General features: G+C 75.1%; 20 protein-coding genes. 16 read left to right on the plus strand and 4 right to left on the minus strand.

Annotation, left to right across the window (positions count from 1 at the left end; all coding sequences use genetic code 11):
* Positions 1-31 precede the first annotated feature (31 nt).
* Positions 32-340, plus strand: a complete 309-nt coding sequence (locus ACL02T_RS20770; protein ID WP_412832387.1) for a DUF6457 domain-containing protein — start codon at positions 32-34, stop codon at positions 338-340.
* 4 nt (positions 341-344) lie between these two features.
* On the opposite strand, the gene ACL02T_RS20775 is transcribed toward ACL02T_RS20770, so the two are convergent.
* Positions 345-770, minus strand: a complete 426-nt coding sequence (locus tag ACL02T_RS20775) for a PPOX class F420-dependent oxidoreductase (RefSeq protein ID WP_412832388.1) — start codon at positions 768-770, stop codon at positions 345-347.
* Between the two features lie 137 nt (positions 771-907).
* Here ACL02T_RS20775 and ACL02T_RS20780 point away from each other — a divergent pair, with 137 nt between their 5' ends.
* The 11 genes from ACL02T_RS20780 (at position 908) to dapA (ending at position 12,512) form a co-directional block, all read left to right on the plus strand.
* Positions 908-1,609, plus strand: coding sequence for a hypothetical protein (locus ACL02T_RS20780; protein WP_412832389.1), 702 nt, complete (start codon positions 908-910; stop codon positions 1,607-1,609).
* 90 nt (positions 1,610-1,699) lie between these two features.
* Positions 1,700-4,327, plus strand: coding sequence for a valine--tRNA ligase (locus ACL02T_RS20785; RefSeq protein WP_412832390.1), 2,628 nt, complete (start codon positions 1,700-1,702; stop codon positions 4,325-4,327).
* Between the two features lie 43 nt (positions 4,328-4,370).
* Positions 4,371-5,864: a bifunctional tetrahydrofolate synthase/dihydrofolate synthase gene (gene folC / locus ACL02T_RS20790; protein WP_412832391.1), complete on the plus strand. Its 1,494-nt coding sequence runs from the start codon at positions 4,371-4,373 to the stop codon at positions 5,862-5,864.
* A gap of 124 nt (positions 5,865-5,988) precedes the next feature.
* A complete protein-coding gene (locus ACL02T_RS20795) occupies positions 5,989-6,381 on the plus strand; it encodes a DUF4233 domain-containing protein (RefSeq protein WP_412832392.1) in 393 nt (130 codons plus the stop codon).
* Between the two features lie 52 nt (positions 6,382-6,433).
* On the plus strand, positions 6,434-6,988 hold the full coding sequence (locus ACL02T_RS20800; protein ID WP_412832393.1) for a DM13 domain-containing protein: 555 nt from the start codon (positions 6,434-6,436) through the stop codon (positions 6,986-6,988).
* A gap of 56 nt (positions 6,989-7,044) precedes the next feature.
* Entirely contained in the window at positions 7,045-7,455 is a 411-nt protein-coding gene (ndk, locus tag ACL02T_RS20805) for a nucleoside-diphosphate kinase (RefSeq protein ID WP_412832394.1), read from the plus strand.
* 83 nt (positions 7,456-7,538) lie between these two features.
* Entirely contained in the window at positions 7,539-7,853 is a 315-nt protein-coding gene (locus ACL02T_RS20810; protein WP_412832395.1) for a hypothetical protein, read from the plus strand.
* Positions 7,854-8,213: 360 nt separating this feature from the next.
* The gene (locus ACL02T_RS20815) at positions 8,214-9,137 is read left to right on the plus strand and encodes an ABC transporter ATP-binding protein (RefSeq protein WP_412832396.1); all 924 of its coding nucleotides are present in this window, start codon (positions 8,214-8,216) and stop codon (positions 9,135-9,137) included.
* Positions 9,137-9,991 (plus strand): ABC transporter permease, encoded by an 855-nt coding sequence (locus ACL02T_RS20820; protein WP_412832397.1) that lies wholly within the window; start codon positions 9,137-9,139, stop codon positions 9,989-9,991. The genes ACL02T_RS20815 and ACL02T_RS20820 overlap by 1 nt, the downstream gene beginning before the upstream one ends.
* Entirely contained in the window at positions 9,988-10,818 is an 831-nt protein-coding gene (locus ACL02T_RS20825; protein ID WP_412832398.1) for an ABC transporter permease, read from the plus strand. The genes ACL02T_RS20820 and ACL02T_RS20825 overlap by 4 nt, the downstream gene beginning before the upstream one ends.
* An 815-nt stretch (positions 10,819-11,633) precedes the next feature.
* A complete protein-coding gene (dapA, locus tag ACL02T_RS20830; protein WP_412832399.1) occupies positions 11,634-12,512 on the plus strand; it encodes a 4-hydroxy-tetrahydrodipicolinate synthase in 879 nt (292 codons plus the stop codon).
* A 126-nt stretch (positions 12,513-12,638) separates the two neighbouring features.
* On the opposite strand, the gene ACL02T_RS20835 is transcribed toward dapA, so the two are convergent.
* Positions 12,639-14,234 (minus strand): hypothetical protein, encoded by a 1,596-nt coding sequence (locus tag ACL02T_RS20835; protein WP_412832400.1) that lies wholly within the window; start codon positions 14,232-14,234, stop codon positions 12,639-12,641.
* A 97-nt stretch (positions 14,235-14,331) separates the two neighbouring features.
* Positions 14,332-15,153 carry a class I SAM-dependent methyltransferase gene (locus tag ACL02T_RS20840; protein ID WP_412832401.1) on the minus strand — a complete coding sequence of 274 codons (822 nt, stop codon included), beginning with the start codon at positions 15,151-15,153 and terminating at the stop codon, positions 14,332-14,334.
* A gap of 124 nt (positions 15,154-15,277) precedes the next feature.
* Here ACL02T_RS20840 and ACL02T_RS20845 point away from each other — a divergent pair, with 124 nt between their 5' ends.
* Complete coding sequence (locus ACL02T_RS20845) at positions 15,278-17,218, plus strand: TIGR03960 family B12-binding radical SAM protein (protein WP_412832501.1); 1,941 nt, start codon at positions 15,278-15,280, stop codon at positions 17,216-17,218.
* Positions 17,211-17,735, plus strand: a complete 525-nt coding sequence (locus ACL02T_RS20850; protein ID WP_412832402.1) for a GNAT family N-acetyltransferase — start codon at positions 17,211-17,213, stop codon at positions 17,733-17,735. The genes ACL02T_RS20845 and ACL02T_RS20850 overlap by 8 nt, the downstream gene beginning before the upstream one ends.
* A 9-nt stretch (positions 17,736-17,744) precedes the next feature.
* Here ACL02T_RS20850 and ACL02T_RS20855 read toward each other — a convergent pair whose 3' ends face one another.
* Positions 17,745-20,291: a lysylphosphatidylglycerol synthase domain-containing protein gene (locus tag ACL02T_RS20855; RefSeq protein WP_412832403.1), complete on the minus strand. Its 2,547-nt coding sequence runs from the start codon at positions 20,289-20,291 to the stop codon at positions 17,745-17,747.
* Positions 20,292-20,556: 265 nt separating this feature from the next.
* On the opposite strand from ACL02T_RS20855, the gene ACL02T_RS20860 reads away from it, so the two are divergent.
* Together ACL02T_RS20860 and ACL02T_RS20865 are read left to right on the plus strand one after the other, a co-directional pair.
* Entirely contained in the window at positions 20,557-21,378 is an 822-nt protein-coding gene (locus ACL02T_RS20860) for a TIGR03936 family radical SAM-associated protein (RefSeq protein ID WP_412832404.1), read from the plus strand.
* A 163-nt stretch (positions 21,379-21,541) separates the two neighbouring features.
* On the plus strand, positions 21,542-25,213 hold the full coding sequence (locus tag ACL02T_RS20865; RefSeq protein WP_412832405.1) for a translation initiation factor IF-2 N-terminal domain-containing protein: 3,672 nt from the start codon (positions 21,542-21,544) through the stop codon (positions 25,211-25,213).
* The last annotated feature ends 59 nt before the right edge of the window (positions 25,214-25,272 follow it).

The raw sequence follows: 25,272 nt of genomic DNA on the forward strand, positions 1-25,272 counted from the left end.
CGGCGGCGCGCCCCCGGGGTACCTTCCCGCCGTGAGTGACGACGCGAAGGCCATGTCGGAGTGGATCACCGCCGTGACCCGCGAGCTGGGGCTCGAGGGCCAGGTGGACAGCGAGAAGAGCGTGAACGCGGTGCTCGACCTGACGTCGGACGTCGCGCACGCCGTGAGCCGCCCGGCCGCACCGGTCACGGCGTTCCTCCTCGGCGTCGCGGCGGGCCGGGCGCAGGAGCCGCAGGTCGCCGCCGCGGACTACGCGCAGAAGATCTCCGCCCTCGCCGAGGGCTGGGATGCCGAGGCCGAGCGCGGGGTACCGTCGAACGACCCGGACAACCGCGGCTGACCGGTCAGGCGGTCATGTCCAGGTGCGCCAGGACCTTCGTCGGGCGCACCCGGACCAGGAGTTCCCCGGGGACCCCGTTGCGCTTCCCGAACTCCTCCGCGCGGTCGGCGCCCATGTAGCGCCCGCCCAGTGCGGTGGCGGTCCGGAGCAGCTCGGCGGGGTCCTCGCTCGTCTCCGCCACCCCCTGGACCTGCACGAACGCGTAGGGCGGTGCCGGCAGGTCGACCGCCAGCGCGACCCGCGGGTCGCGGGCGAGGGCCCGGCCCTTCGCCGTGTCCCTACCGGTGTTGAAGATCAGCGTGCCGTCCTCGACCAGGAACCAGACCGGGGCGGCCAGCGGGCGGCCGTCCGTCGCCGTCCAGGCGAGCATCCCGGTGCGGGTGCCGTGGTTGAGGAACTCGACGATCTCCGGGGTCAGCTCCGCGCTCATGGCGCCCACGCTAGTTCGGCGGGCGGGGTCTGCAGGCCTCGCCCCGGATGAGCAGCTCAGCGGCGTCGCGGCCACCGGCGCCCCGCGGCGGACCCGTTCGCTCGTCGGGCGGCCCCGCCCCTCGCTACCGTGGCCGCGTGCGGACGGTGTCGGCGATCGGGCGGGCGGCGCAGCGGCTGGTCTCGCGGCCGGTGCCGGTGCCCGTCGCCGCCGTGAAGGTCCTTTCCGGCGAGCGCCGGCCGCTGATCGGCGAGGCGCTGGGGGAGCAGCGCCACGCCGGTGCTCGGCTGGACCAGGTGGACGGCACCACCTGCGGCAGTGCTGTGCTCCTGGCCCTCGCGACCTGGGCCGATCCCGCCGAACTCGAGCGGTTGGAGCTGCGCGGTACGGACGCGAGCGGGGCGGTGCGCGGGTTCGCGGCCCGCTTCGACGACCGGCAGCGCGCGATCCACGCCGCGAGCAACCGGCTCTGGCCGCAGGCCCTGGGCACCACGCCGTGGGGGTTCCTGGGCTGGCTGCACGCCAACGCCCCGGGGGCGGGCCGGTACCGCATCCGGTTCGTCGACGACGCCTCGCCGTCCGACGTCGACACCGCCGTGCGCGAGGTCGAGGCCGCTCTCGCCGCGCGCCGGCCGGTCCCGCTGCTCGTCGGCTCGCTCGTGCCCCGGCACTACTGCCTCGCCCTGCGGATCGCCGACGACGGCACCTGGCGGGTCTACGAGCCCGGCAGCGGCACCGTCCGGGCGCTCGACCCCGGCCTGGTCCGTGACCGCGCGCTCGCACCGGTGCTCGGGTTCGACCACCTGCACGTCGTGTTCCTGCCCGTGCGGGGGCGGTGAGCGGGATCGCGGGCAGGGCACGGCGGCGGCGCCGGCCGGGCGCGCCCCACCCCCGGAAAGGTGTCGTACCCGGCTCGTAGACTTGACGACGTGACCGAGACCCTCCCAGCGCGCACCGCCTCCCTCCCGCCGAAGTGGAACCCGGCGGAGGTGGAGGGCGTCCTGTACCAGCGCTGGGTCGACCGCGGCTACTTCGAGGCGGACCCGGCGTCGGGCAGGCCGCCGTACTGCATCGTCATCCCGCCGCCGAACGTCACGGGCAGCCTGCACCTCGGGCACGCCATGGACCACACGCTGATCGACGTGCTCACCCGGCGCCGCCGCATGCAGGGGCACGACGCGCTGTGGCTGCCGGGCATGGACCACGCGGGGATCGCCACCCAGAGCGTCGTCGAGCGGCGGCTGGCCGAGGCCGGCGAGCCGGGCCGCCGCGACCTGGGCCGCGAGGAGTTCGTCCGGCGCGTCTGGGCGTGGAAGGCCGAGTCGGGCGGCTCGATCCTGGGCCAGATGACGCGCCTGGGGGACGGGGTCGACTGGACCCGCGAGCGGTTCACGCTCGACGAGGGGCTCTCCCGCGCCGTCCGGGCGGTCTTCAAGAAGATGTTCGACGAGGGGCTGATCTACCGCGCCGAGCGCCTGGTCAACTGGTCGCCCGCGCTGCAGAGCGCCATCTCGGACATCGAGGTCGACCACAAGGAGGTCGAGGGCGAGCTCGTCTCCATGCGGTACGGGGACGGGGAGGACTCGATCGTCGTCGCCACCACGCGCGTCGAGACCATGCTGGGCGACACCGCGATCGCCGTCCACCCCGAGGACGAGCGCTACACCCACCTGGTCGGGAAGACCATCCGGATGCCGATCACGGGCCGGGACATCCCGGTCGTCGCGGATCCCTACGTCGACCCCGAGTTCGGTTCCGGCGCCGTCAAGATCACCCCGGCGCACGATCCCAACGACTTCGAGATGGGCCGCCGGCACGACCTGCCGATGCCCACGATCATGGACGAGTCCGGGGTCATCGCGAACTCGGGCACGAGGTTCGACGGGCTGGACCGCTTCGAGGCCCGCCGGGCGATCACCGAGGAGCTGCGCGCGGAGGGGCGGATCGTCGCCGAGAAGCGGCCCTACGTCCATTCCGTCGGACACGACTCGCGCACCGGCGTCGTCGTCGAGCCGCGGCTGTCGCTGCAGTGGTTCGTCCGGGTCGAGACCCTCGCCAAGGCGGCGGGAGACGCCGTCCGTTCCGGCGAGACCCGGATCCACCCGCCGGAGATGTCCTCCCGGTTCTTCGACTGGGTCGACAACATGCACGACTGGTGCATCTCCCGGCAGCTGTGGTGGGGCCACCGGATCCCGGTCTGGTACGGCCCCGCGGGTGAGATGGTGTGCGTCGGGCCGGACGAGGAGCCGCCGACCGGCGAGGGGTGGCGCCAGGACGAGGACGTCCTCGACACCTGGTTCTCCTCGGGCCTGTGGCCGTTCTCCACGCTCGGCTGGCCGGAGGAGACCCCGGACCTCGAGCGCTACTACCCGAACTCCGTCCTGGTCACGGGCTACGACATCCTGTTCTTCTGGGTCGTCCGGATGATGATGTTCGGCACCTACGCCATGGGCCGCGCGCCCTTCGAGCACGTCTACCTGCACGGGCTCATCCGGGACGAGCACGGCAAGAAGATGTCGAAGTCCAAGGGCAACGTCATCGACCCGCTCGAGCTGATCGACGCCTACGGTGCCGATGCGCTGCGCTTCACGATCGCCCGCGGGTCCAACCCGGGCACGGACATGTCGCTGTCCACGGAGTGGGTCGCCGGCTCCCGCAACTTCACCACCAAGCTGTGGAACGCCGTCCGGTTCGCGTCGGCCAACGGCGCCGACCCGGCACTGCCGCTGCCCACCGAGCCGACGGACGCGGACCGCTGGATCCTCGGCCGGCTGCGCGAGGTCCGCGAGCAGACGGACGCGCTGCTCGAGGACTTCCAGTTCGCCAAGGCCACCGAGGGGCTCTACCACTTCACGTGGGACGAGCTGTGCGACTGGTACCTCGAGCTGGCCAAACCACAGCTCGACGACCCGGCCACGGCGGAGGGCACCCGGGCCGTCCTGGGACACCTGTTCGACGCGCTGCTGCGGATGCTGCACCCGATCGTCCCGTTCGTCACCGAGGCCCTGTGGACCGGGCTGACCGGCGGCGAGACGGTCGTGACCGCGGCCTGGCCGGGCGAGGACACCGGGCTGCCGGCCGACGCCGCCGCGGTCGCCCGCGTCGAGGCGCTGCAGAAGCTGATCACGGAGGTCCGCCGGTTCCGGACCGAGCAGGGCCTGCCCGACCGCAGGTCGGTCGCGGCGGCGCTGGCCGGGCTGGAGACCGCGGGGCTGGCCGGGCACGAGAAGGCGGTCCGCTTCCTGACCCGTCTCGACGCGCCCGGGGAGGACTTCGCGCCGACCGCCACGGTCGAGGTCGCCCTCGGTGGGGACTCCGTCCACGTCGAGCTCGACACGTCCGGGGCGATCGACGTCGCCGCCGAGCGGGCCCGGCTCGGGCGCGACCTCGCCGCCGCCCGGAAGGAGCTGGAGCAGGCCGAGAAGAAGCTCGGGAACCCCAAGTTCACCGAGAAGGCCCCGGCGCAGGTCGTCGACGGGATCCGGGCCCGGCGGGAGTCCGCCGTCGCCGAGATCGAGCGGGTCACGGCGCGGCTCGAGGGGCTGCCGGCCTCATGAGCCCGACGAGCCCGGCGGGGCGCGCGAGCGGCACGGAGGAGCGGTGACGGATCCGGAACCCCCCGAGGGCCCCGAAGGCACCGGCGAGGTCCCCGCTCCGGAGGAGCGGGCCCAGGACGCGGTGATCTCGCACGTCCTGGACCAGATCCGGGGGTCGGACACGCCCGACGTGGTTCCCGCGCAGTCGACGGTCGCGGGGTACGCCGAGTTCCTCGCGGTCGAGGCCGAGCTGGACCGGCGGTGGCCGGAGACGGTCATGGAGCCGTCGCTGGACCGGATCCGGGCGCTCGTCGAGGTGCTCGGCGAGCCGCAGACCGGCTACCCGGTCGTGCACCTCACCGGGACGAACGGCAAGACCTCCACGGCGCGCATGGTCGACGCGCTGCTCAGCGAGATCGGGCTGCGCACGGGCCGGTACACCAGCCCGCACCTGCAGCGGGCGACCGAGCGGATCAACCTCGACAACCAGCCGATCTCGCCGGAGCGGTACGTGCGGGCCTACCGGGACGTCGAGCCGTTCGTGGACCTGCTCGACGCGAAGAACGAGATCAGGCTGAGCAAGTTCGAGGTGCTCACGGCGATGGCGTACTCGGCGTTCGCCGACGCGCCGGTCGAGGCGGGGATCGTCGAGGTCGGGCTGGGGGGGCGGTGGGACGCCACCAACGTCGTCGACGCCCGGGTCTCGGTGATCACCCCGGTCGGGCTGGACCACGCCGAGTACCTCGGCACCGACCTCCTCGGCATCGCGCGGGAGAAGGCCGGGATCATCAAGCCGGGTTCGGTCGCGGTGCTCGCCGCGCAGGACAAGGCGGTGGCCGAGGTCCTCGTCGAGCGCTGCGCCGAGGTCGACGCCCAGGTGGCGCGGGAGGGCGCCGAGTTCGGTGTGCGCGAGCGCGAGTTGGCCGTGGGTGGGCAGCGGCTGGAGTTGCAGGGCCTGTCCGGACGCTACGACGAGATCTTCCTGCCGCTGCACGGCGAGCACCAGGCGTCGAACGCCGCGATCGCGCTGGCGGCGGCGGAGGCCCTGGTCGGGGCCGGCCCGCAGCAGCCGCTGGACCCCGACGCGGTGCGGGCGGCCTTCGCGGCGGTGCTCTCGCCCGGGCGGCTGGAGCCGATGCAGGGCGGGCCGGGCCGACCGACGGTACTGGTCGACGCGGCGCACAACCCGCACGGCGCCCGCGCCCTGGCCGCCGCGCTGATGTCCGAGTTCCGGTTCACGCGGCTGGTCGCGGTGCTCGGCGTGATGCGGGACAAGGACGCGAAGGGCCTGCTGGAGGCGCTCGAGCCCGCGGTGCACGAGGTCGTGGTGACCATGAACTCCTCGCCGCGGGCGATGGACCCGGACGAGCTGGCGGCGCTGGCCGTCGAGGTGTTCGGGCGGGAGCGGGTGAGCGTCGAGCCGCAGCTGGCGGCGGCGATCGACCAGGGCGTGGAGCTGGCCGAGGAGGCCGGGGACTCGGGCGTCGGCGTGATCGTCACCGGCTCGGTGGTGACGGCGGGCGAGGCCCGGTCGATCTTCGGGAAGGAGCCGGCGTGAGCGCGGCGACCATGAGCGGAGCGCCGGCGTGAGCGCGGCGACCATGAGCGGAGCGCCGGCGTGAGCGCGGCGACCATGAGCGGAGCGCCGGCGTGAGCGCGGCGACCATGAGCGGAGCGTCGGCGTGAGCGCGGAACCGGTGCGCCCCCCCGCCACGGACCCCATGAAGGGCTTTCGCGGCGTCTGTGCGGGCCTGCTGGTGCTCGAGGCGATCGTGGTGCTGCTGGGGCTGCTCGTCGTCGCCAAGTTCACCGAGGGCACGCTGAACCCCGTCGCGATGGGCGTGGTCGCGGCGCTCGGGGTGCTGATGATCGTGGCGTCGGGCCTGCAGCGGCGATCGTGGGGGCTGGGGTTCGCGCTGGCCCTGCAGGCGGGCCTGCTGGTGACCGGGATCTTCCACGTGTCCCTGCTGGCCATGGGGCTGATCTTCGCCCTGGTGTGGGGCACGCTGCTGTGGATGCGCCGGGACGTCGCCCGGCGGATGGCGCGCGGCGAGCTGCCGTCACAGCAGCAGTAGCGGTGGGCCTTCGGCCCTGGCCTCGGCCCCTTCGCCCGGGCATCCTGCGCACGTGGCCGGACAACCGGGAGTGCGCGGACGGTGGCGACGCCGGTCCGTCGTCGTCCCCGCCGTCGTCGTCCTGACCCTGGTCGTCGCGGCCGGGCTGGCGTGGTTCGAGCCGTGGAAGCTCGTCGTCGACGAGTCGGTGGCGGAGCCTGCTCCGGCGGCGGCCGCGGCACCGGCCGGGGACGGCGCAGCGGGATCGGTGGCGGGTCCGATCGTGCTGGGGTCCGGTGCTCTCGTCGCCCACGAGCACGCGACCACCGGGGAGGCGCAGCATCTCGCGTTGCCCGACGGGTCCCGGGTGCTGCGCCTGGAGGACCTCGTCACGAGCAACGGGCCACGGCTGCGGGTGTGGCTGACCGACGCGCCGGTGCTGCCCGGACGGGAGGGCTGGCACGTGTTCGACGACGGCCGGTACCTCGACCTCGGCCCGTTGAAGGGCAATCTCGGCAGCGCCAACTACCCCGTCCCCGCCGGGGCCGACCTGGCCGGCCTGACGAGCGTGAGCATCTGGTGCGAGCGGTTCTCCGTGTCGTTCGGGGCGGCCACGCTCGCGGCCTGAGCGGCCCTTGACGGCCCTCTGACGAACCCACGGAGCGCGTCGCTACGCTCCGTCGCGTGACTGAACGCACTCTGGTCCTCGTGAAGCCCGACGGCGTCGCCCGGAACCTGATCGGCGAGTGCCTGGCGCGCATCGAGCGCAAGGGCCTCAGGCTGGTGGCGCTCGAGCTGCGCACCGTCGACCGCGAGCTGGCGAGCCAGCACTACGCGGAGCACGACGGCAAGCCCTTCTTCGAGTCGCTCCTCGAGTTCATCACCTCCGGCCCGGTGCTCGCCGGGGTGGCCGAGGGCCCGCGTGCGATCGCGGCGTGGCGACAGATCGCGGGCGGCACCGACCCGGTGGAGAAGGCCGCTCCGGGCAGCATCCGCGGCGACTTCGGTCTGGAGACCCAGTCGAACCTGGTGCACGGCTCGGACTCGCCGGAGTCCGCGGCGCGCGAGATCAAGCTCTGGTTCCCGAACCTCTGAGCGGCCCGGCTCGCGGCGCCCTCGTCGGTCCGGCTCCGCTCGCCGATCCGGACGCGAGGGCGCTCGGCACGCTCTGGACGGCCGTGACCCGTGCGGGCGGGGCGGTCGGCTTCCCGCCCGCGGCGCCGGAGGCCGACATCAGGGACCTCGCCGAGGCGACCGCGGCCGAGGTCCGGGCCGGCACCCTCGACATGCTCGTCCTGCACCTCCCGACCCCGCCGGGCTCGGCTCCGCACCCGTCGGCCCCGCCCGGCTCGGCCCCGCCCGGCTCGGCACGGCACCCGGTCGGCATCGGGGGAGGGGAGCTCGTCGGCACCGTGTTCCTGCAGCCCGGCCGCGGCCCCGTGGTGGCGCACCGGGCCATTGTCCTGCGGCTGATGGTCCGGCCGGACCTGTAGGGCCACGGTCTCGGCGCGCGGCTGCTCGCGGCGGCCGTCGACCGCGCGGCCGACCTCGGCCTGACGCAGCTGATCCTCTCGGCACGCGGCGGCACCGGGCTCCCGGCCTGGTACACCGCGCAGGGTTGGACCGAGGTCGGCCGGTTCCCCGGGGCGTTGCGGCTCGGGCCGGACGACTTCCGCGACGAGCACTGGTTCCAGCACGAGGTCGGCCGGGGCGAGGTCGGCCCGGGCGAGAGCGGTGCGGGCGGGGTCGGTGCGGACGGGACCGAGGCGCCCGGGGTCGGTGCGGGCGGGGCGGGAAGGGCGGGATCCGATATCGACAGGAAAGTGTCGGTCCCGCCGGTTAGCGTTCCGGTCGTGGGGGACGGACTGGTCCAGGCGCGGGACCTGCGCAAGCGCTTCGGGGGGTTCGAGGCCGTGCGCGGCATCGACCTGGACGTGGCGCAGGGCGAGGTCTTCGGCTTCCTCGGGCCCAACGGGGCGGGCAAGTCGTCGACCATGCGGATGATCGCGTGCGTCTCGCCGCGTACCTCCGGATCGCTGCAGGTCCTCGGTTCGGACCCGGACCGGGACGGGCCGCGGATCCGGGCCCGGCTCGGCGTCGTCCCGCAGCTGGACAATCTCGACACCGAGTTGTCGGTCCGGGAGAACCTCGAGATCTACGGTCGGTACTTCGGGCTGCCCCGCCGGCACGTGCGGGCCAAGGCGGTCGAGTTGCTGGAGTTCGCCCGGCTCTCCGAGCGCGCCGAGGACCGGGTGGAGCCGCTGTCCGGCGGCATGAAGCGCCGGCTCACCATCGCCCGCTCGCTGGTCAACGACCCCGAGCTGCTCCTGCTCGACGAGCCGACCACGGGCCTGGACCCGCAGGCCCGGCACCTGCTGTGGGAGCGGCTGTACCAGCTCAAGCGCGAGGGCGTCACCCAGATCATCACCACGCACTACATGGACGAGGCCGAGCAGCTGTGCGACCGGCTCGTCGTGATGGACGGCGGGGTGATCGTGGCCGAGGGCTCGCCCGCCGAGCTGATCGAGCGGTGGTCCACGCGGGAGGTGCTGGAGCTGCGGTTCGCGCCGGAGCAGCGGCCCGCGGGCGCGGACCTGGAGCGGTACGCCGAGCGGGTCGAGCTGTTGCCGGACCGTGTGCTCCTCTACACCGCGGACGGGGAGCGGTCCCAGATCGCGCTGCACGCCACCGGGCTGCGGCCGCTGTCGGCGCTCGTGCGGCGCTCCACGCTGGAGGACGTGTTCCTCCGGCTCACCGGTCGGACACTGGTGGACTGATGGCGATCGAGGAACGCGCGATCGACGAGCGTGCGCCGGGGATCCGGGCGACCCCGCAGGCGGCGCCGGGGTGGGTGCACGGGGTGCTGCTGGTCGTCGAGTCGTTCTGGCGCTGGTACCGGCGCAACTGGCGGGCGACCGCGGTGTCGTCCGTGCTGCAGCCGCTGCTGTTCCTGCTCGCGTTCGGGCTGGGGTTCGGCAGCCTGATCGGCGCGCGTCCCGGGGCGGAGGCGGCCACGGGCGGGGTGCCGTACCTGGTGTGGCTGGCCCCGGCCCTGCTGGCGATGTCGACGGTGCAGAGCGCCGCGTTCGAGATGACCTACCCGGTCCTGTCCGGCTTCAAGTGGCAGCGCGTCTACCTCGGCATGGCCGCCACGCCGCTGACCGGCGCCCAGATCGCCCTCGGCCATCTCTGCTGGGTGGCCGCCAAGATGGTGCTCACCGGCGCGGTCTACCTCGTGCTGATCGTGCTGTTCGGCGGGGCCGCGTCGATCGGGGTGCTGGGCTCGCTCCCCGCCGCGGTGCTGACCGGGGCGGCGGTGGCGGCGCCGGTGATGGCGTTCTCGGCCAGCCGGGAGGACGAGGGCATGGCGTTCAACGCGCTGTTCCGGTTCGTCGTGCTGCCGATGACCCTGTTCTCCGGCACCTTCTTCCCCGTCGCGGCGCTACCCGCGTGGGTGCAACCGCTGGCCTGGGTCTCACCGCTGTGGCACGGCACCGAGCTTGCCCGCGCCGCGGCGCTGGGCACGGGTACGGTCGCGGCGGTCCTCGGGCACCTCGTCTACCTGTCGGCGCTCCTGGCCGTCGGGGCGGCGCTGTCGGTCAGGCTGTTCACCCGGCGGCTCGCGCCGTGACCGCGCTCGACACCGCTGCGCGCACCGCTCCGGGGTGGGCCCGACTGCTGCCCGCCGGGAGCTACGCAGGCCGCTCCCGCATGATGCTCCTGCGCTCCGCCACCGCCGCGCGCCGCACCTGGCCGGCGATCCTGTCCGGCTTCGCCGAGCCGGTGTTCTACCTGCTGGCGATGGGGTCGGGGCTGGGTTCGCTGATCGGCGAGCTGCCGGGCCCGGACGGGCGGCCGATCTCCTACGCCGCCTTCATCGCTCCCGGGCTCCTGGCCGCGTCCGCCATGAACGGCGCGGTGTTCGACGCGACCTTCAACGTCTTCTTCAAGCTGAAGTACAACCGGCTCTACGACGCGATGCTGGCCACCCCGCTCGGGCCGGTCGACATCGCCCTCGGCGAGATCGGGTGGGCGCTGCTCCGCGGCGGGCTCTACGCCACCGGCTTCCTCTCGGTCATGGCCGTCGCCGGCCTGATCACCTCGCCGTGGGCGCTGCTGGCGCTGCCCGCCGCGCTGCTGGTCGCCTTCGCCTTCGCCGCGGTGGGCATGGCGGCCACCTCGTTCATGCGGTCCTGGCAGGACTTCGACCTGGTCACGCTGGCCGTGCTGCCGATGTTCCTGTTCGCCACGACCTTCTATCCGCTCGGGGTCTACCCGCGGCCGCTGCAGATCGTGGTCGAGTGCCTGCCGCTGTTCCACGCGGTCGAGTTGATGCGCGGGCTGACCACCGGTGCCGTCCATCTCGGCATGCTCGGCCACCTGGCCTACTTCCTGGTCATGGCCGTGGTGGGGGTCGTGGTGGCCGCCCGCAGGCTGGAGGCGCTGCTGCTGCGGTGAACCCCGGTCCGGCCGGCGCACCGGTCGTGCGGCGGAGCCGGCCAGCGTCACCAGGCCCAGCATCCCGGTCAGCCACGCGCCCGGGGCGACGAGGCAGTGCAGGAGCGCCTGCACCGCGGCGACCAGCGAGGCGGTGCCGGCGGCCGCCAGCGCCACCCGATGCGGCCAGCAGGGCAGCCGCCCGGAGCGGGCCAGGCCGGCCGTCACCGGGGCGAGCACGGCCAGGCCGAGCAGCAGCAGGACCGGGACGCGGCCCGCCTGCCCGAGTCCCAGCAGCGTGTGCACGCGCCACTCCGCCACGCGGGTGACCGGGACCTGGTGCCACGGGGAGCCCCACCAGCGCAGCCCGAGCGCGGCGACCGCGAGCAGCGCGGCGGCCGTCCCGGCCTCGCGCAGCCGCGGCAGCTCCACGGGGGTGGGCCGGGGCCGCCGGCGGACCGGTGGACCCGGGGAGGACACCGGGTACATCGCTGCTCCTTCGTCACCCCGATCCCGCCGACGGGATCGGTCGGTGGTCCGGAGCGTTGTCCGGGAACGCTAGGCAGTCGCGATGGCCGGGTCACCCGGGTGCACCCCCGGACCGCAGGGCACCCACCCCCGCGCCGGCCGGGGGAGAGCCCCCCAAGCACCCCCCGAGAACCCCGGGCCGTCTCCGGGAGCGCCCCCGGGCGTCTCCGGCCGGACCCCTCCGCGATCGCGCGCGGGCACCGGCCGGGTGACGCCGGGCCCTGCTCGTCCGGGCCGGAACGCCCTGGGCCCCGGCCCTGCGGGCTTGCTACCGTCGCCGTCGCGTCCGCGTCACGAAGGGCAAGATCATGATCACCGGAAGTCTCGTCGCGCTGGTCACCCCCATGCGGGAGGACGGCTCGATCGACCACGAGGCGCTGGAGCGGCTGGTGGAGCGGCAGGTGCTGGCCGGGACCGCGGCGATCGTGTCCGTGGGCACGACCGGCGAGTCCTCCACGCTCTCCGTGGAGGAGCACACGGACGTCATCCGCCGCACGATCGACGTCGTCGGCGGGCGGGTCCCGGTCATCGCAGGCACCGGCGCGAACAACACCGACGAGGCCATCCACCTCACGAAGGCCGCCGCGGCCGCGGGCGCCGACGGGGCCCTGCTCGTCACGCCGTACTACAACAAGCCTCCGCAGGAGGGCCTGTACCGGCACTTCAAGAAGGTCGCCGGGGCCGTCGACATCCCGCAGTACCTGTACAACGTGCCGGGCCGCACCGCCTGCGACATGCTGCCCTCGACCGTCGAGCGGTTGGCCGAGGTGCCGAACATCGTGGGTCTCAAGGAGGCCAAGGGCGACCTGGACCGCGTCCGGGACCTGGTCGCGCTCGGGCTGGGCGACTTCGCGCTCTACTCCGGCGACGACGCGACGGCCCGCGCGAGCATGCTCGCCGGGTTCCACGGCGACATCTCGGTGACCGCGAACGTCGCGCCCGAGCAGATGGCGCGGATGTGCAAGGCCGCCATCGCCGGCGACGACGAGGAGGCGGCGACGATCGACGCCGACCTCGCCGGCCTGCACCGCGCCCTGTTCGCCGAGCCCAACCCGATCCCGGTGAAGTGGGCGCTGGCCGAGATGGGCCTGATGCCGGGCGGCATCCGGCTGCCGCTGGTCCCGCTCGACGAGTGGCACCACGAGGACGTCCGCGCCGCCCTGCGCGCCGCAGGCCTCCTGGACTGACTGCGGGGATGGCGTAGCCGGCCGACTCCCGTTCAGCCGTTGCCCATCCGCCGGGTGTGAGGCTGCGCCGGGACGGCGCCGTGCCCGGGCCGGTGTGCCACCTGGCGAGCGGGCCGTCGGGTGCGGTCAACGGAGGAGGGCGGGGTTGTCGTGCGGCACGGCGCGGGCCCGCGCTTCGGCGGCGGCGTCGGGGTCGCCGAGGCGGGCGCGGTGGCGGGCGGCGCGGACCGCGTACTCCGCCAGCCCGGTGTGCTCGGCGCGCCGGGCGAGGAGGGCGGCCTCGCGGAGCGCCGTGTCCCGGTCGAGGTCGGCGGTGATCCCGCAGAGGGTGTCCCGCATGTGCAGCTCGATCCAGCAGCACACGTCGGCGTCGGCGACGAGGGTGGCGCAGGCGCCGTCGAGCGCCGTCGCGGCCGCGGCCGGGTTCCCGAGCCGGGCCCGGGCGACGGCGAGGCCGCGGCTGGTCAGCGCGATCCAGCAGGCGTCGTCGAGGACCTCGGCGAGGGTGTGGGCGTCGGCCAGCACGGCCTCGGCCTCGGCCACCCGGCCCTCCCGGAGCATGACCTCGCCGTGCAGCACGTCGATCCACGGCCGCATCGACGTCCACCCCAGCTCCGACGCCATCCGGCGGGCCTCGCCCACGTCGGCGGCGGCCGCCTCGTCCTCGCCGCGCTGCAGTCGGGCCCGGGCCCGCATCGCGACCGCGGCGGTGAAGGCGCGCGGCCGGTCCGCGGTCCCCGCGAGGGCCACCGCGGCATCGAGCTCGCGCACCGCCCACTCGGAGAGCCCGGTGTCGATGAGCGCGAACCCGCGCACGTGCGCCACCCCGGCCCGCTGCTCGGGTCGCTCCCCGGCGGCGACGTCGGCGCTCTCGAGCCACCGCAGCGCGGCGGTGGGGTCGCCGGTGGCGGTGGCGACGAAGCCGAGCTCGCGGCGGGCGAGCGAGGCGACGTCGGCCAGGCCCTCGCGCGTCGCGAGCCGGTCGGCCTCGCGCAGTGCGGCGGCCGCGCCGGGGTCGGTGCTGGCGACGGCGTGGACGTACCCGCGCCCGTAGTGCGCCAACGCCTCGGCGAGCACGACGTCGTCGCCCAGCTCCCGGGCCCGCCGGACCGCGCCGGCGAGGATCGCGGTGCCGTCGCGCGCCGCCCCCGAGTCCATCACCTGTTCGCCGACGCGGACGAGCTCCCGCACCGCCGAACGGCTGGCGGGGGAGCTGCCCCGGGGCCGGTGCCGCCGCTGCAGCCGCGCACCCGCCCGGGCGAGGCCGTGCCGGCGGCCGTGCAGCCACGCGGCGAACCCCGGCACGTCCGGCTCGGCACACTCGAGCAGCGGCAGGGTGGCCTCGGCGAGCGGCCAGCCGGCGGGCGCGCGCCCGGCCAGCACGTCGAGGACGTCGACCCGGACGCCCTCGGCGATCTCGCAGGTCAGCGGGTCGCCCTCGACGCGCACCCCGTCCCCCACGGCGCGGCGCACCTGGCTCAGCGTCCAGCGCAGCGCGGCCTGCGGGTCCTCGGCGTCGGGGAACAGCAGCTCCTGGACGCGCCCGCGGGGCACCGGGCCGGTCGTGGTCAGCAGCAGGGCGAGCAGTGCCCACGGCTTGCGGCCCCGCGGGACGGGAGGGCTCGGACCCCGGGTCTCGACGCGCGGCGGCCCGAGGAGCCGGACGACGACGGCGGGCCCCGCCCCGCCGTCATCCCCCCGTCCGCTTCCGTCCGGTCCCATCCGCGCCCTCCCGTCGCTGGGAAGGAGGTCAGGATGGCATCGTCCGATACGTCAGGCGTCATCCGTTCGGCCGGATCCGCCGCCCGTGGGTCCCCGGTCAGGTCCGTTCGGCCGTCACGAGCAGGTACTCCGACTCCCAGACCCCGCCCTTCTCCGTGCGGGTGAGGAAGTCGAGGAAGGCGGCGTCGAGCTCGGCGGTGCGCGCGGGGTCGTCGGCCACGCATCCGTAGACCGCGATCGTCGGGCCGTAGGTGCGCTTCCACCACTCGCGGAAGTCCTGCGGGGAGTCGGTGACGTCGAAGGTGTAGGTGCGCTTCTCGGCGCGGAGGGTGCGTACGCCGTCGCCGAACAGCTCGCGGACGTGCTCCTCGCTGCCCCACAGCGGCGCGGGGCGGGCGCCGGGCGGAGGCGGCGGCGCGAAGGGCTTCATGGTGGCGAAGAGCTGCCCGACGAAGCCCTCGGGCGTCCAGTTGATCATTCCGACGGTGCCGCCGGACCGGCAGACGCGCAGCGTCTCGGCTGCGGTGCGCTCGTGGAACGGCGCGAACATCGAGCCCACACAGGAGATCACGGCGTCGAACTCGCCGGTCTCGAAGGGCAGCGACTGGGCGTCGGCCTCGACCCACTCCAGGTCCAGCCCGCGCGAGCGGGCGATGCGGCGGCCCCGGTCGAGCAGCTCCGGCGTCAGGTCGGAGGCGACGACCTCGGCGCCGGCCGCGGCGGCCGGGATGGAGGCGTTGCCGGTGCCCGCACCGACGTCGAGCACGCGCTGCCCGGGACGGACGCCGACGGCCTCGACGAGGATCGCGCCCAGGCCGGGGATCAGGTCGGAGGCGACGGTGCCGTAGTCGCCGGAGGCCCACAGGGCGCGGTGCTTGGGGCCGATGGTGTGGATCGGGTCGGTGGTCGGGGTGCTCATGCTGGCTCCTCGTGGGTCGCCGTCGCGGTGGTGCCGGTCACGGGGAGCGTGGCGGAGGAGCGTGTGCGCAACCGTGTGCGGAGGAGGAATCGCCGCGGGGCTACCCTGGGTCGGCGTGAGCGTTGTGCTGTCGGGGTCCGTCTTCCCTGCCCTCGAACCGCTGCTGCCGCGGGTGTCCAAGCCCGTGCAGTACGTCGGCGGCGAGCTGAACGCGCAGACCAAGCAGTGGGAGTCCGCCGAGGTCCGCTGGGCGCTGCTGTACCCGGACGCGTACGAGGTCGGCCTGCCCAACCAGGGCGTCATGATCCTCTACGAGGTCCTCAACGAGCGCGCCGACGCCCTCGCCGAACGCTGCTACGCCGTCTGGCCGGACCTCGAGAAGCTCATGCGCGAGCACGGGGTCCCCGCGTTCACCGTCGACACGCACCGTCCCATCGGGGCGTTCGACCTCCTCGGGGTGAGCTTCTCCACCGAGCTGGGCTACACCAACCTGCTGACCACGCTCGACCTCGCCGGCCTCCCGCTGCACGCGGTGGACCGGGACGAGAGCCACCCGGTCGTCGTCGCCGGCGGGCACGCCGCCTTCAACCCGGAGCCGATCGCCGAGTTCGTCGACGTCGCGGTGCTGGGGGACGGCGAGGAGGTGGTCGGCGACATCACGGACGTCGTGCGCGACTGGAAGGCCGAGGGGCGGCCCGGGGGCCGCCGCGAGCTGCTGCGCCGGCTGGCGACCACCGACGGCTGCTACGTCCCCTCGTTCTACGAGGTGGAGTACGACACCGCGATCACCGCCGTCACCCCGACCGGCGGCGCCCCGGCCACCGTCCAGAAGCGCACGACCTCGGACCTCGACGAGTGGCCCCACCCCAAGGCCCCGCTCGTCCCGCTGGCCGAGACCGTGCACGAGCGGGCGAGCGTGGAGATCTTCCGTGGCTGCACCCGCGGCTGCCGCTTCTGCCAGGCGGGCATGATCACCCGCCCGGTGCGGGAGCGGTCGCTGCAGGGGATCGGCGAGATGGTCGACGCCGCCGTCCGGGCCTCCGGGTTCGACGAGGTCGGCCTGCTCAGCCTGTCGAGCGCCGATCACTCCGAGATCGCCGACATCACCAAGGGCCTGGCGGACCGCTACGAGGGCACCAACACCTCCCTGAGCCTGCCGAGCACCCGAGTCGACGCCTTCAACATCGACCTCGCCAACGAGATCAGCCGCAACGGCCGCCGCTCCGGCCTCACCTTCGCGCCCGAGGGCGGGTCCGAGCGGATCCGCCGGGTGATCAACAAGATGGTGTCGGAGGAGGACCTCATCCGCACCGTCTCCGAGGCGTTCGCGCAGGGCTGGCGCCAGGTCAAGCTCTACTTCATGTGCGGGCTGCCCACCGAGGAGGACGAGGACGTCCTGGAGATCGCGGGCATGGCGCACCGGGTCATCCAGGCCGGCCGCGCCGCCTCCGGCCGCAACGACGTGCGCTGCACGATCTCCATCGGCGGGTTCGTCCCGAAGCCGCACACGCCGTTCCAGTGGGCGGCGCAGGCGCACCCGGAGGTCGTCGACGCCCGGCTGCGCAAGCTCCGCGAGGCCGTGAACAGCAACAAGAAGCTCGGCCGCAACATCGGCATGCGCTACCACGACGGGCAGCCCTCGCTGATCGAGGGCCTGCTCGCCCGGGGCGACCGGCGGGTCGGCGCGGTGATCGAGCGGGTGTGGCGCGAGGGCGGCCGGTTCGACGGCTGGTCCGAGCACTTCTCCTACGAGCGCTGGGTCACCGCGGCCGAGGCCGAGCTGGAGCCGCTCGGCGTCTCGCTGGAGTGGTTCACCACCCGGGAGCGGGAGGAGGGCGAGATCCTGCCCTGGGACCACCTCGACTCCGGCCTGGAGCGGGACTGGCTCTGGGCGGACTGGCAGGACGCCCTGGCCGGGCGGGAGCAGGACGACTGCCGCTGGACGCCGTGCTTCGACTGCGGCGTCTGCCCCTCCACGGGCACCGACATCGAGGTCGGGCCCAGCGGCACGGCGCTGCTCCCGCTGACGGTGGTGAACCCCGTCGGACGGGAGCTGGGTGGCTGAGGACCCGCAGCCGGCCGGCCCGGCGTCGGCCGGCACCCGGCAGATCACGGTCCGCGTCGCGGACGAGCGCGACGTCGATGCCCTGGCGAAGCTGCGCCGGGCGTGGACCGAGGAGCGGGCCGGGCGGCCGGTCGCCGACGCGGGCTTCGAGGCGGCGTTCGCGCAGTGGGCGCGCGTCGAGCAGCCTCGGCGGACCTTCTGGCTGGCCGAGATCGGCAGCGACCGGGCCGGCTGGACACCGATCGGCTCGATCAACGTCGTGGAGATCGTGCCGATGCCGCGGCCCGGGACGCGTGCGGGGAAGGTGGGGCAGGTCGGCAACGCCTTCGTGCTCGAGGCCTTCGCCGACCGCGGAGTCCCGCGCGCGCTGCTCCGGGCCGTCGTGGACCACGCCCGCGAGCGGCGGTACCGGCGGCTGATCCTCGCCCCCACCGCGCGCAGCACCACCTTCTACCGGCGCGCGGGCTTCCGCCCGGCGGGGGAGACGCTGCTGGTCCTCGAGCCGGGGGTGGGCTAGGCCGGCCCGTCAGACCACCCCTCGGTGCTGCAGGTAGCGGAACACCCCGATCCCGGGGAGCACCGGCAGCCAGTAGGTCAGCAGCCGCGAGGTGAGGGTGGCCGCCACGGCGGGGGCGGGAGCCACGCCGACGGCGATCATCCCGGCGACGAGCAGCGCCTCGACGGCCCCCAACCCGCCCGGTGTCGGGGCGAGATGGCCGAGGGTCTGGCCCACGACGAAGACCACGAGCACCTCCAGCCACGGGAAGTGCGGGTCGAAGGCGGCCAGGCAGGTGGCCAGGCCGAGCGCGGAGACCACGTGGTACGCCGTGGCGCCCCCGAACAGCTGCACGGCGCGCAGCGGCCGCCGGATCGCGCCCCAGAGCTCGCGGACGACCTGCAGGCCGGGGCGCACGATCCGCCGCCGGCCCATCGGCGACCCGAGCACGAGCCCCGCGAGGACGAGGATCCCGCCCACGGCACCCAGCAGCGGCCAGCCCGTCGGGATCCGGATCCCGCCGAGCGTCCCGGTGATGCCCACCGCGAACACGCCGACGACACAGATCACCGCGGACACCGCGCCGGTGGCCGCCAGGTTCAGCATGGTGACGCCGACGGCCAGCGAGCGCCGCATCCCGAGCTTCTCCATGAAGGCGATGTTGATGGCGAAGAACCCGACACCGCCCGGGGTGGTGCGGCCGGTGAAGGCGGCCGCGACCTGCACCTCGAGTGTGCGCCGGAAGGGGAGGTGGGTGTCGGAGGACCCCAGGAGCGACACGGCCGACATGGCGATCGCGACCATGCCGGTGAACACGGCCAGCCCCAGCCACCACCAGTTGGCGTCCCGGAGCAGCGCGACCGTCTCCGGGATGTCGGCGAGCTGGGGCAGCAGGAGGTAGATCGCCCCGCCGAGGAAGAGCATCGAGACGAGGGCGCGCGGGCGCACCGGCGAGGGATAGCTGGGCAGGGGTCGCCCGATCCGGTCGGCCAGGGCCTCGCGGAGCTCGCTGAACAGGTAGTGGCCGTCGAGGATCTGCTCGCGGACGCCGCGGTGCAGGGCGAGTGGCTGCAGGTAGGCCAGGGCCGCCTCGAGCCGGTCCGCGGACAGGGTCCGGTGGGCCGCCTCCACGGTCCGGTCGACGCCGACCAGCGAGACGAGCGTGATGAGCACGTCGGCGAGGTCCTGGGCCAGGAGGGTCGGCGCGGCCCCGACCTGGCCGAAGGTGAAGTTCAGCAGCCACGGGTTCCCGTCCGCGTCCACCAGGATGTTCTCGGCCTGCAGGTCGTGGTGGGCGAGGTGGGCCCGGCCCAGGATCGCGACCTGCGCGAACACGGCGTCCACGAGGCGGTCGTCGATCTCCCCGGGCCGCAGCTCGGCGAGCCGGCGCCCCTCGACCTGCTGGTGGACCAGCAGCGGCGAGCCGTGCTCGATCATGCAGGCCAGCTCCACGTGCGGGGTCCGGGCCCCCGCGCGCTCGGCCAGCCGGGACACGTACGCCTCGTGCTCGACCTCGTGGTGGGTGCTCGACAGCCGGGGCACGTCCTGGACCTCGACGGTGGCGAGGAGCCGCCGGAGGCGGTACCAGGGACCCGCCCGGCGGTGCAGCCGCGCCACCGTGCGTGCCCGCAGCACCCGGCCGTCCCGCGTCGTGATGGTGAAGTGGTGCGGGGCGAGCAGGTGGCCGCGCTCCTCCTCGATCCGGTCGGGGCACAGGCCGGCGTCCTCCAACGTCCGCCGCACGGCCACGACCGAGGTCCGGCGGCCGGGGGCGCCGCCGACGAGGTGCGACGCCGACCCCGCGCCCCAGCCGACGATCGCGCCCGCGAACACCGCGAGGGGCAGCGCGCCCGAGTAGACCTCGGCGAGCGCGACGGCGACGGTCACCAGCCAGGCGGCGGAGGCCGCCTTGCGCGGCAGGTAGGGGGCCGCGGCGGTGACCAGCGCCGCCGCAACGGCCGTGTGCGTGGCGGGGAAGCCGAAGCCCTCCGGCCCGGGCAGCCGCAGACCGGTCTCGACCGCCAGCTCGGGGGGCACGGGCCGGTCGGGGACGACCTGGTCGATCCCCACCGTCACCAGCCACGCGACCGCCCCGGCGGCGACGAGTTGGAGCGCCGCGCGGATGTGCTTGAGATAGAGGGCGAGGCCCGCGGCCCCGGCGACGCCGGCCCACGTCCCGACCCAGAGCAGCCCGACGGCGACCGGGGCCCAGCCGGCGGGCAGGGCGCCGATCTCCTCGAAGATCGCCGCCTCCACCGGGTTGACCCCGGGGATGCCGGCCAGCAGCGTGCACAGGGTGACGACGACGGCGGCGACGACCACGCGGACGACGTCCCCGGGGCGGCGCCCGACGGAGAACCGCCGGAGCGACCGCACCCGGGCCTCCCCCTTCGCCCCCGACTCGGTGGCCTCGGGTTCGTCGCCCTCAGGGGTGCGCTCCGGCCCGGGATCCGCCGGCCCGCGATCCGCCGCCGCGGCGTCCACCGGGTCGGCGTTCCTCGGTGGGAGCCCGGCCCGCTCCGTGGTCGGCTCCTCGGCCCCGGTCCCGACCCTGCTCTCGACCCTGCCTTCGTCCACGCTCCCGACCTCGCCCTCGACGCGCGCTCGACCCGGCGCCCACGTCGTCGTCCGCCTCGTCCGCCGCCGGACCGTCCCGGCGGCCCGGTCTCCGTGCCGTCCGCGACGAGTGTGTGCCCGGAGGGCGCGGGGCCCAACCGCCGGATCGGGCCTTCTCGGCGCCGGGTCCCGGACCGCCCGCCGGGCCCACCGGCCGCCGTGCGCCGCGGTCGCCGGTTCCGGGGCGGGCCCGTCGGCAGCCGTGGCGGGGCCTACGCTGGCCCGCATGGCACGAGTGCGACCCGGGGAGGCCGCGAACCCCGCCCCGCCGACGGTGCAGCGCATCCGCGTGCGTTTCGCCAAACGCGGGCGGCTGCGCTTCCTGTCGCACCGCGACGTGGCGCGCAGCGTCGAACGCGCGGTGCGCCGCGCCGGCATCCCCGTCTCGCACTCGCACGGCTTCAGCCCGCACCCGCGGATCTCGTGGATCGGTGCGGCGCCGACCGGCACCGCCAGCGAGGCCGAGTTCCTCGAGATCGGGCTGATCCGCGAGGTCGACCCGGAGATCGTCCGGGCGGCACTCGACGCGGCGCTGCCCGCGGGGCTCGACGTCCTCGACGCCGTGGTCGCCGAGCCGCCCGCGCTCGCCGACCGGATCGACGCGAGCCTGTGGCGGATCGTCCTCCCCGGTGTGCCCGAGACCGCTCTGGGGGCAGCGGTCGACGCGCTCCTGGCGCAGGACGTGCTCGTGGTCGAACGGGTCATGCCCTCGGGTCGGCGGGAGATCGACGTCCGGGCCGCGGTCGTGTCCGCGACCGTCGCGACCTGCGACGACGTGGCCGCGGAGCCCTCCCCGGCGGGTGACCCACCGGCCGGAGTCACACCGGAAGCGGACGCCGCGGGCCGGGACTGTGCGATACTGACCGCGGTCGTACGGCAGACGACACCCGCTGTTCGACCCGACGACGTGTTGGGCGCACTCGACGTTGTCGCAGGCCTGAAGCCGCCGGTGCCCGCGAAGGCGACCCGGATGGCGCAGGGCCTGCTCGACGACCGGGGCCGCCTCACCGATCCGCTCGGTCCCGGCCGGGTCACCGCCCGGGCCTGACCGCCGCGGAGCGGTGCCGCCGCCGGCCCGGGGTGGGCCGGCCGGACGCGACGTCGAGCACCGCCGAGCGACCAGGATTGCCCGGCCCGCACCGCGGGACGGGAGAACGCGTGAGGCCCCTGTGCGGCCGCCCTCGAGGGGCGCCCGGGGGCGAAGGAGTTGGATGTCGATCAACGATGCGCCCGCCGGGGGTTCCGGCGGGCAGTTCTCCGTGTCGGAGCTGCCGGAGAAGCTGCGTGTGCACGCGCTCGCCCGGCTGATCGGGCGGACCAGCAAGGAGGTCCTCTCGGCCCTCGCCGAGCTCGGCAACGCCGCGCGGAGCGCCCAGGCCGGCGTCGACCGCAAGACGGCCGAGCAGGTCGTCACCGCCCTGCTGGGCGAGCAGGCCGCCGCCGAACCCGCCGCCGGGACCGCCGCGCAGCCCGCTGCCGACCTCCGGGCGACGGCGCCGGAGTCGGACGCGACCGAGGAGACGGCCGCACCCGAGACGGTGGCGGCCGCCGAGGCCGAGGCCGGCGACGCCGGGGGGCAGGACAGCGCCCCCGCCGCCGGTCGACCCGCCGCCGGTCGACCGGCCGCCGAGCAGCCGCCCGCGGACACCCCGGCCGCGCGGACCGACGGCCTCCTGTCCCCGGTCTTCGCCCCGCCCGCGCCCCTCTTCCAGGCGCCCGCTCCGGAGGTCGCTCCCACCCGCGGCCGCCGCCGCAAGGCCGCCGCGGAGACCACCGAGGCGACTGCCGGGACCACCGAGGCGACCGGGACCGCCGGCGTGCCCGAGGCCGGCCCGCGGGAGGAGGGGGCCGCGAAGCCCCGCCGCACCCGCCGCCGGTCCGGCAAGTCCGAGCCCGAGGCGGCCGAGGACACCCGCGAGGAGGAGACCGACGCCGAGCCCGTCGAGGAGGCCGAGGACGCCGAGGACACGGCCGAGGCGGCCGACTCCGACGAGGGCGACGAGGACGGAGCCGGCCGCCGTCGCCGCCGTCGCGGCCGTCGTGGCCGGGGACGCGGTCGCGGGGACAACGGCGAGGACGGCGAGGGCACGGACGGCACGGACGCCGACGCCGGGACGCCCGACACCGCCGAGGCCGAGACCTCCGAGACCGCCGAGACCTCGAGAGCCCCGGAGACGGACGAGGCGGACGAGGCGGACGAGGATTCGGACGAGGGCGACGCGGACGACGAGGCCGGTGGCGCGCGTCGTCGCCGTCGTCGCCGCCGTCGTCGCGGGTCCGGCGAGTCGGCCGACGATCGGGGCGAGGACGACCCGCCGAACACCGTCACGAAGGTCCGGCAGGGCCGGGACAAGGACCGCGACTCCCGCGACTCCCGGGACTCCGGCGACGACGGGGTGCAGTCCGTCCGCGGCTCCACCCGGCTGGAGGCCAAGCGCCAGCGCCGCCGGGACGGTCGCGACGCCGGCCGCCGGCGCCCGCCGATCCTGTCCGAGGCCGAGTTCCTCGCCCGGCGCGAGTCCGTCGAGCGTTCGATGGTGGTCCGGCAGAGCGGGCCGCGCACCGAGATCGGGGTGCTCGAGGACGACGTGCTCGTGGAGCACTTCGTCGCCGGGGGCGGCAACGGGTCGTCGGGCCAGAATGCGCCCGCCTCGATGGTCGGCAACATCTACCTCGGCCGTGTGCAGAACGTCCTGCCGAGCATGGAGGCCGCGTTCGTCGACATCGGCCGCGGCCGCAACGCCGTGCTCTACGCCGGCGAGGTCGACTGGGACGCCGCCGGGCTCAACGGCAAGGCACGCCGCATCGAGCAGGCGCTGAGCAGCGGCGACAGCGTGCTCGTCCAGGTCACCAAGGACCCGGTGGGACACAAGGGCGCCCGGCTGACCACGCAGATCAGCCTGGCCGGAAGGTTCCTGGTCTACGTGCCCTCCGGCGGTGCGGCCGGAATCTCCCGCAAGCTGCCCGACGTCGAGCGCAAGCGACTCAAGGACATGCTCAAGGAGATCGTCCCGGCCGACGCCGGGGTGATCATCCGGACGGCGTCCGAGGGCGTCAGCCACGAGGCCCTCGAGCGCGACGTCCGCCGGCTGCAGGCTCAGTGGGAGGTCGTCAAGGAGAAGGCCGAGAAGACCGGCCCGAAGGCGCCGAAGGCCCCCGCGCTGCTCTACGAGGAGCCGGACCTGCTGGTCAAGGTCGTCCGGGACCAGTTCAACGAGGACTTCTCCTCGCTGACGGTGTCCGGCGACGAGGCGTGGGAGACCGTCTCGGACTACGTCGCGCACGTCGCCCCGGAGCTGGCCGACCGCCTGCACCGGCACATCGGGCCGAAGGACGTGTTCGCCGAGCACCGGATCGACGAGCAGCTGCTCAAGGCGCTGGACCGCAAGGTCTGGCTGCCCTCCGGCGGCACGCTGGTCATCGACCGGACCGAGGCGATGACGGTCATCGACGTGAACACCGGCAAGTTCACCGGCTCCGGGGGCAACCTCGAGGAGACCGTCACGCGGAACAACCTGGAGGCGGCGGAGGAGATCGTCCGCCAGCTCCGGCTCCGCGACATCGGCGGCATCATCGTGGTCGACTTCATCGACATGGTGCTCGAGGCCAACCGGGACCTGGTGTTGCGCAGGCTCACCGAGTGCCTGGCCCGGGACCGCACCCGGCACCAGGTCGCCGAGGTGACCTCGCTGGGCCTGGTCCAGATGACCCGCAAGCGGGTCGGCGGCGGGCTGCTCGAGCACTTCTCCACGCCCTGCGAGCACTGCCGCGGGCGAGGCGTGATCGTGTCCACGGACGGCGAGCACGTGCACCCCGTGAACGGCGGCGGCAGCGGCGGCGGCGAGAGCGGGGGTCGCAAGCGCGGTCGGCGGCGTGGCGAGGACCGCGACCGCGAGCGGGCCGAGCAGCCGCCCTCGGTGAACGCGCGCAGCGCGGCCGCGGCCGCCGCCGAGATCGCGGCGGCGGCGCGGCAGGCGACGGGTGAGGCCGCGCCGGCCGACGTCGCCGACGTCGCCGACGTCGAGGACACGGACACCCCCGCGGGCCTTGCCGGGACCACCGAGGTGGTCGAGGGCACCGGGGCCCCGGTCACCGAGACCCCCGAAGCACCGGTGGGCATGGACGAGCCGGACACCGGCCGCCCGGCCCGGCGGCGGGGACGGCGTCGGGCCGAGCGGCCGGCGGGCAGCTCCGGCAGCGCCGAGGCCGTCGTCGTCACGACCGACACGACGCCCGGGGCGCCGGCGGCGGAGCCCGCGGACTCCACCACGGAGCCCGCGGCCGAGGCGGCGCCGGAGCCCGCAGCCGAGTCTGGGCCGGAGCCCGCGGCCGAGGCGGCGCCGGAGCCCGCGGGGTCGGCTCCGGAGCCCGCAGCCGAGTCGGGGGCGGAGTCGGCGGCCGAGTCCGCGCCCGAGTCCGCGCCCGGGTCCGCCCCGGAGCCCGGGCCCGCGCCGGGGTCCACGCCGCAGCCGGCCACCGCGACGTCGAACGGGCACGCCCCGGCGGCCCCGGACACGACCGCCGCGGCGACCGAGCCGGGCGGGCCCGGCGACGCTGCCGACGCCCCGGCCCGGCCGGAGAAGCGCCGCCGGGTGACCCGCTCGGCCGGTGCGCCGAGCACCGCGGCCGAGCCGGTCGTCGTCACGGCCCCGCTGCCGGAGGGTCCGGCCGGGACCGCCCCGGCGGCCCCCGCGCAGCCGGAGCCCGTGAACGACACCGGCGTCACCTCCCGTCCGCGCAGGCCGCGGCGGGCGGCGTCGCGGCCGGCGGGTCCGCCGAGCGAGGGGGACGAGGCCGGCACGGTCACCGTCCCGGTGGCCTCGTCCGTGGGGGCCGGCACGCAGGACGGCCCGGACGGATCGGCCGGGGGGGACCCGGTTTGACCCTGCGATTTCCCCTTCCGTACCCTGGGAGTCAAGGAGCCGCGGCCCTGTGCGGCGGC

Origin of the sequence: Pseudonocardia oceanicola, assembly GCF_047200735.1 — a bacterium.
Taxonomy (GTDB): domain Bacteria; phylum Actinomycetota; class Actinomycetes; order Mycobacteriales; family Pseudonocardiaceae; genus Pseudonocardia.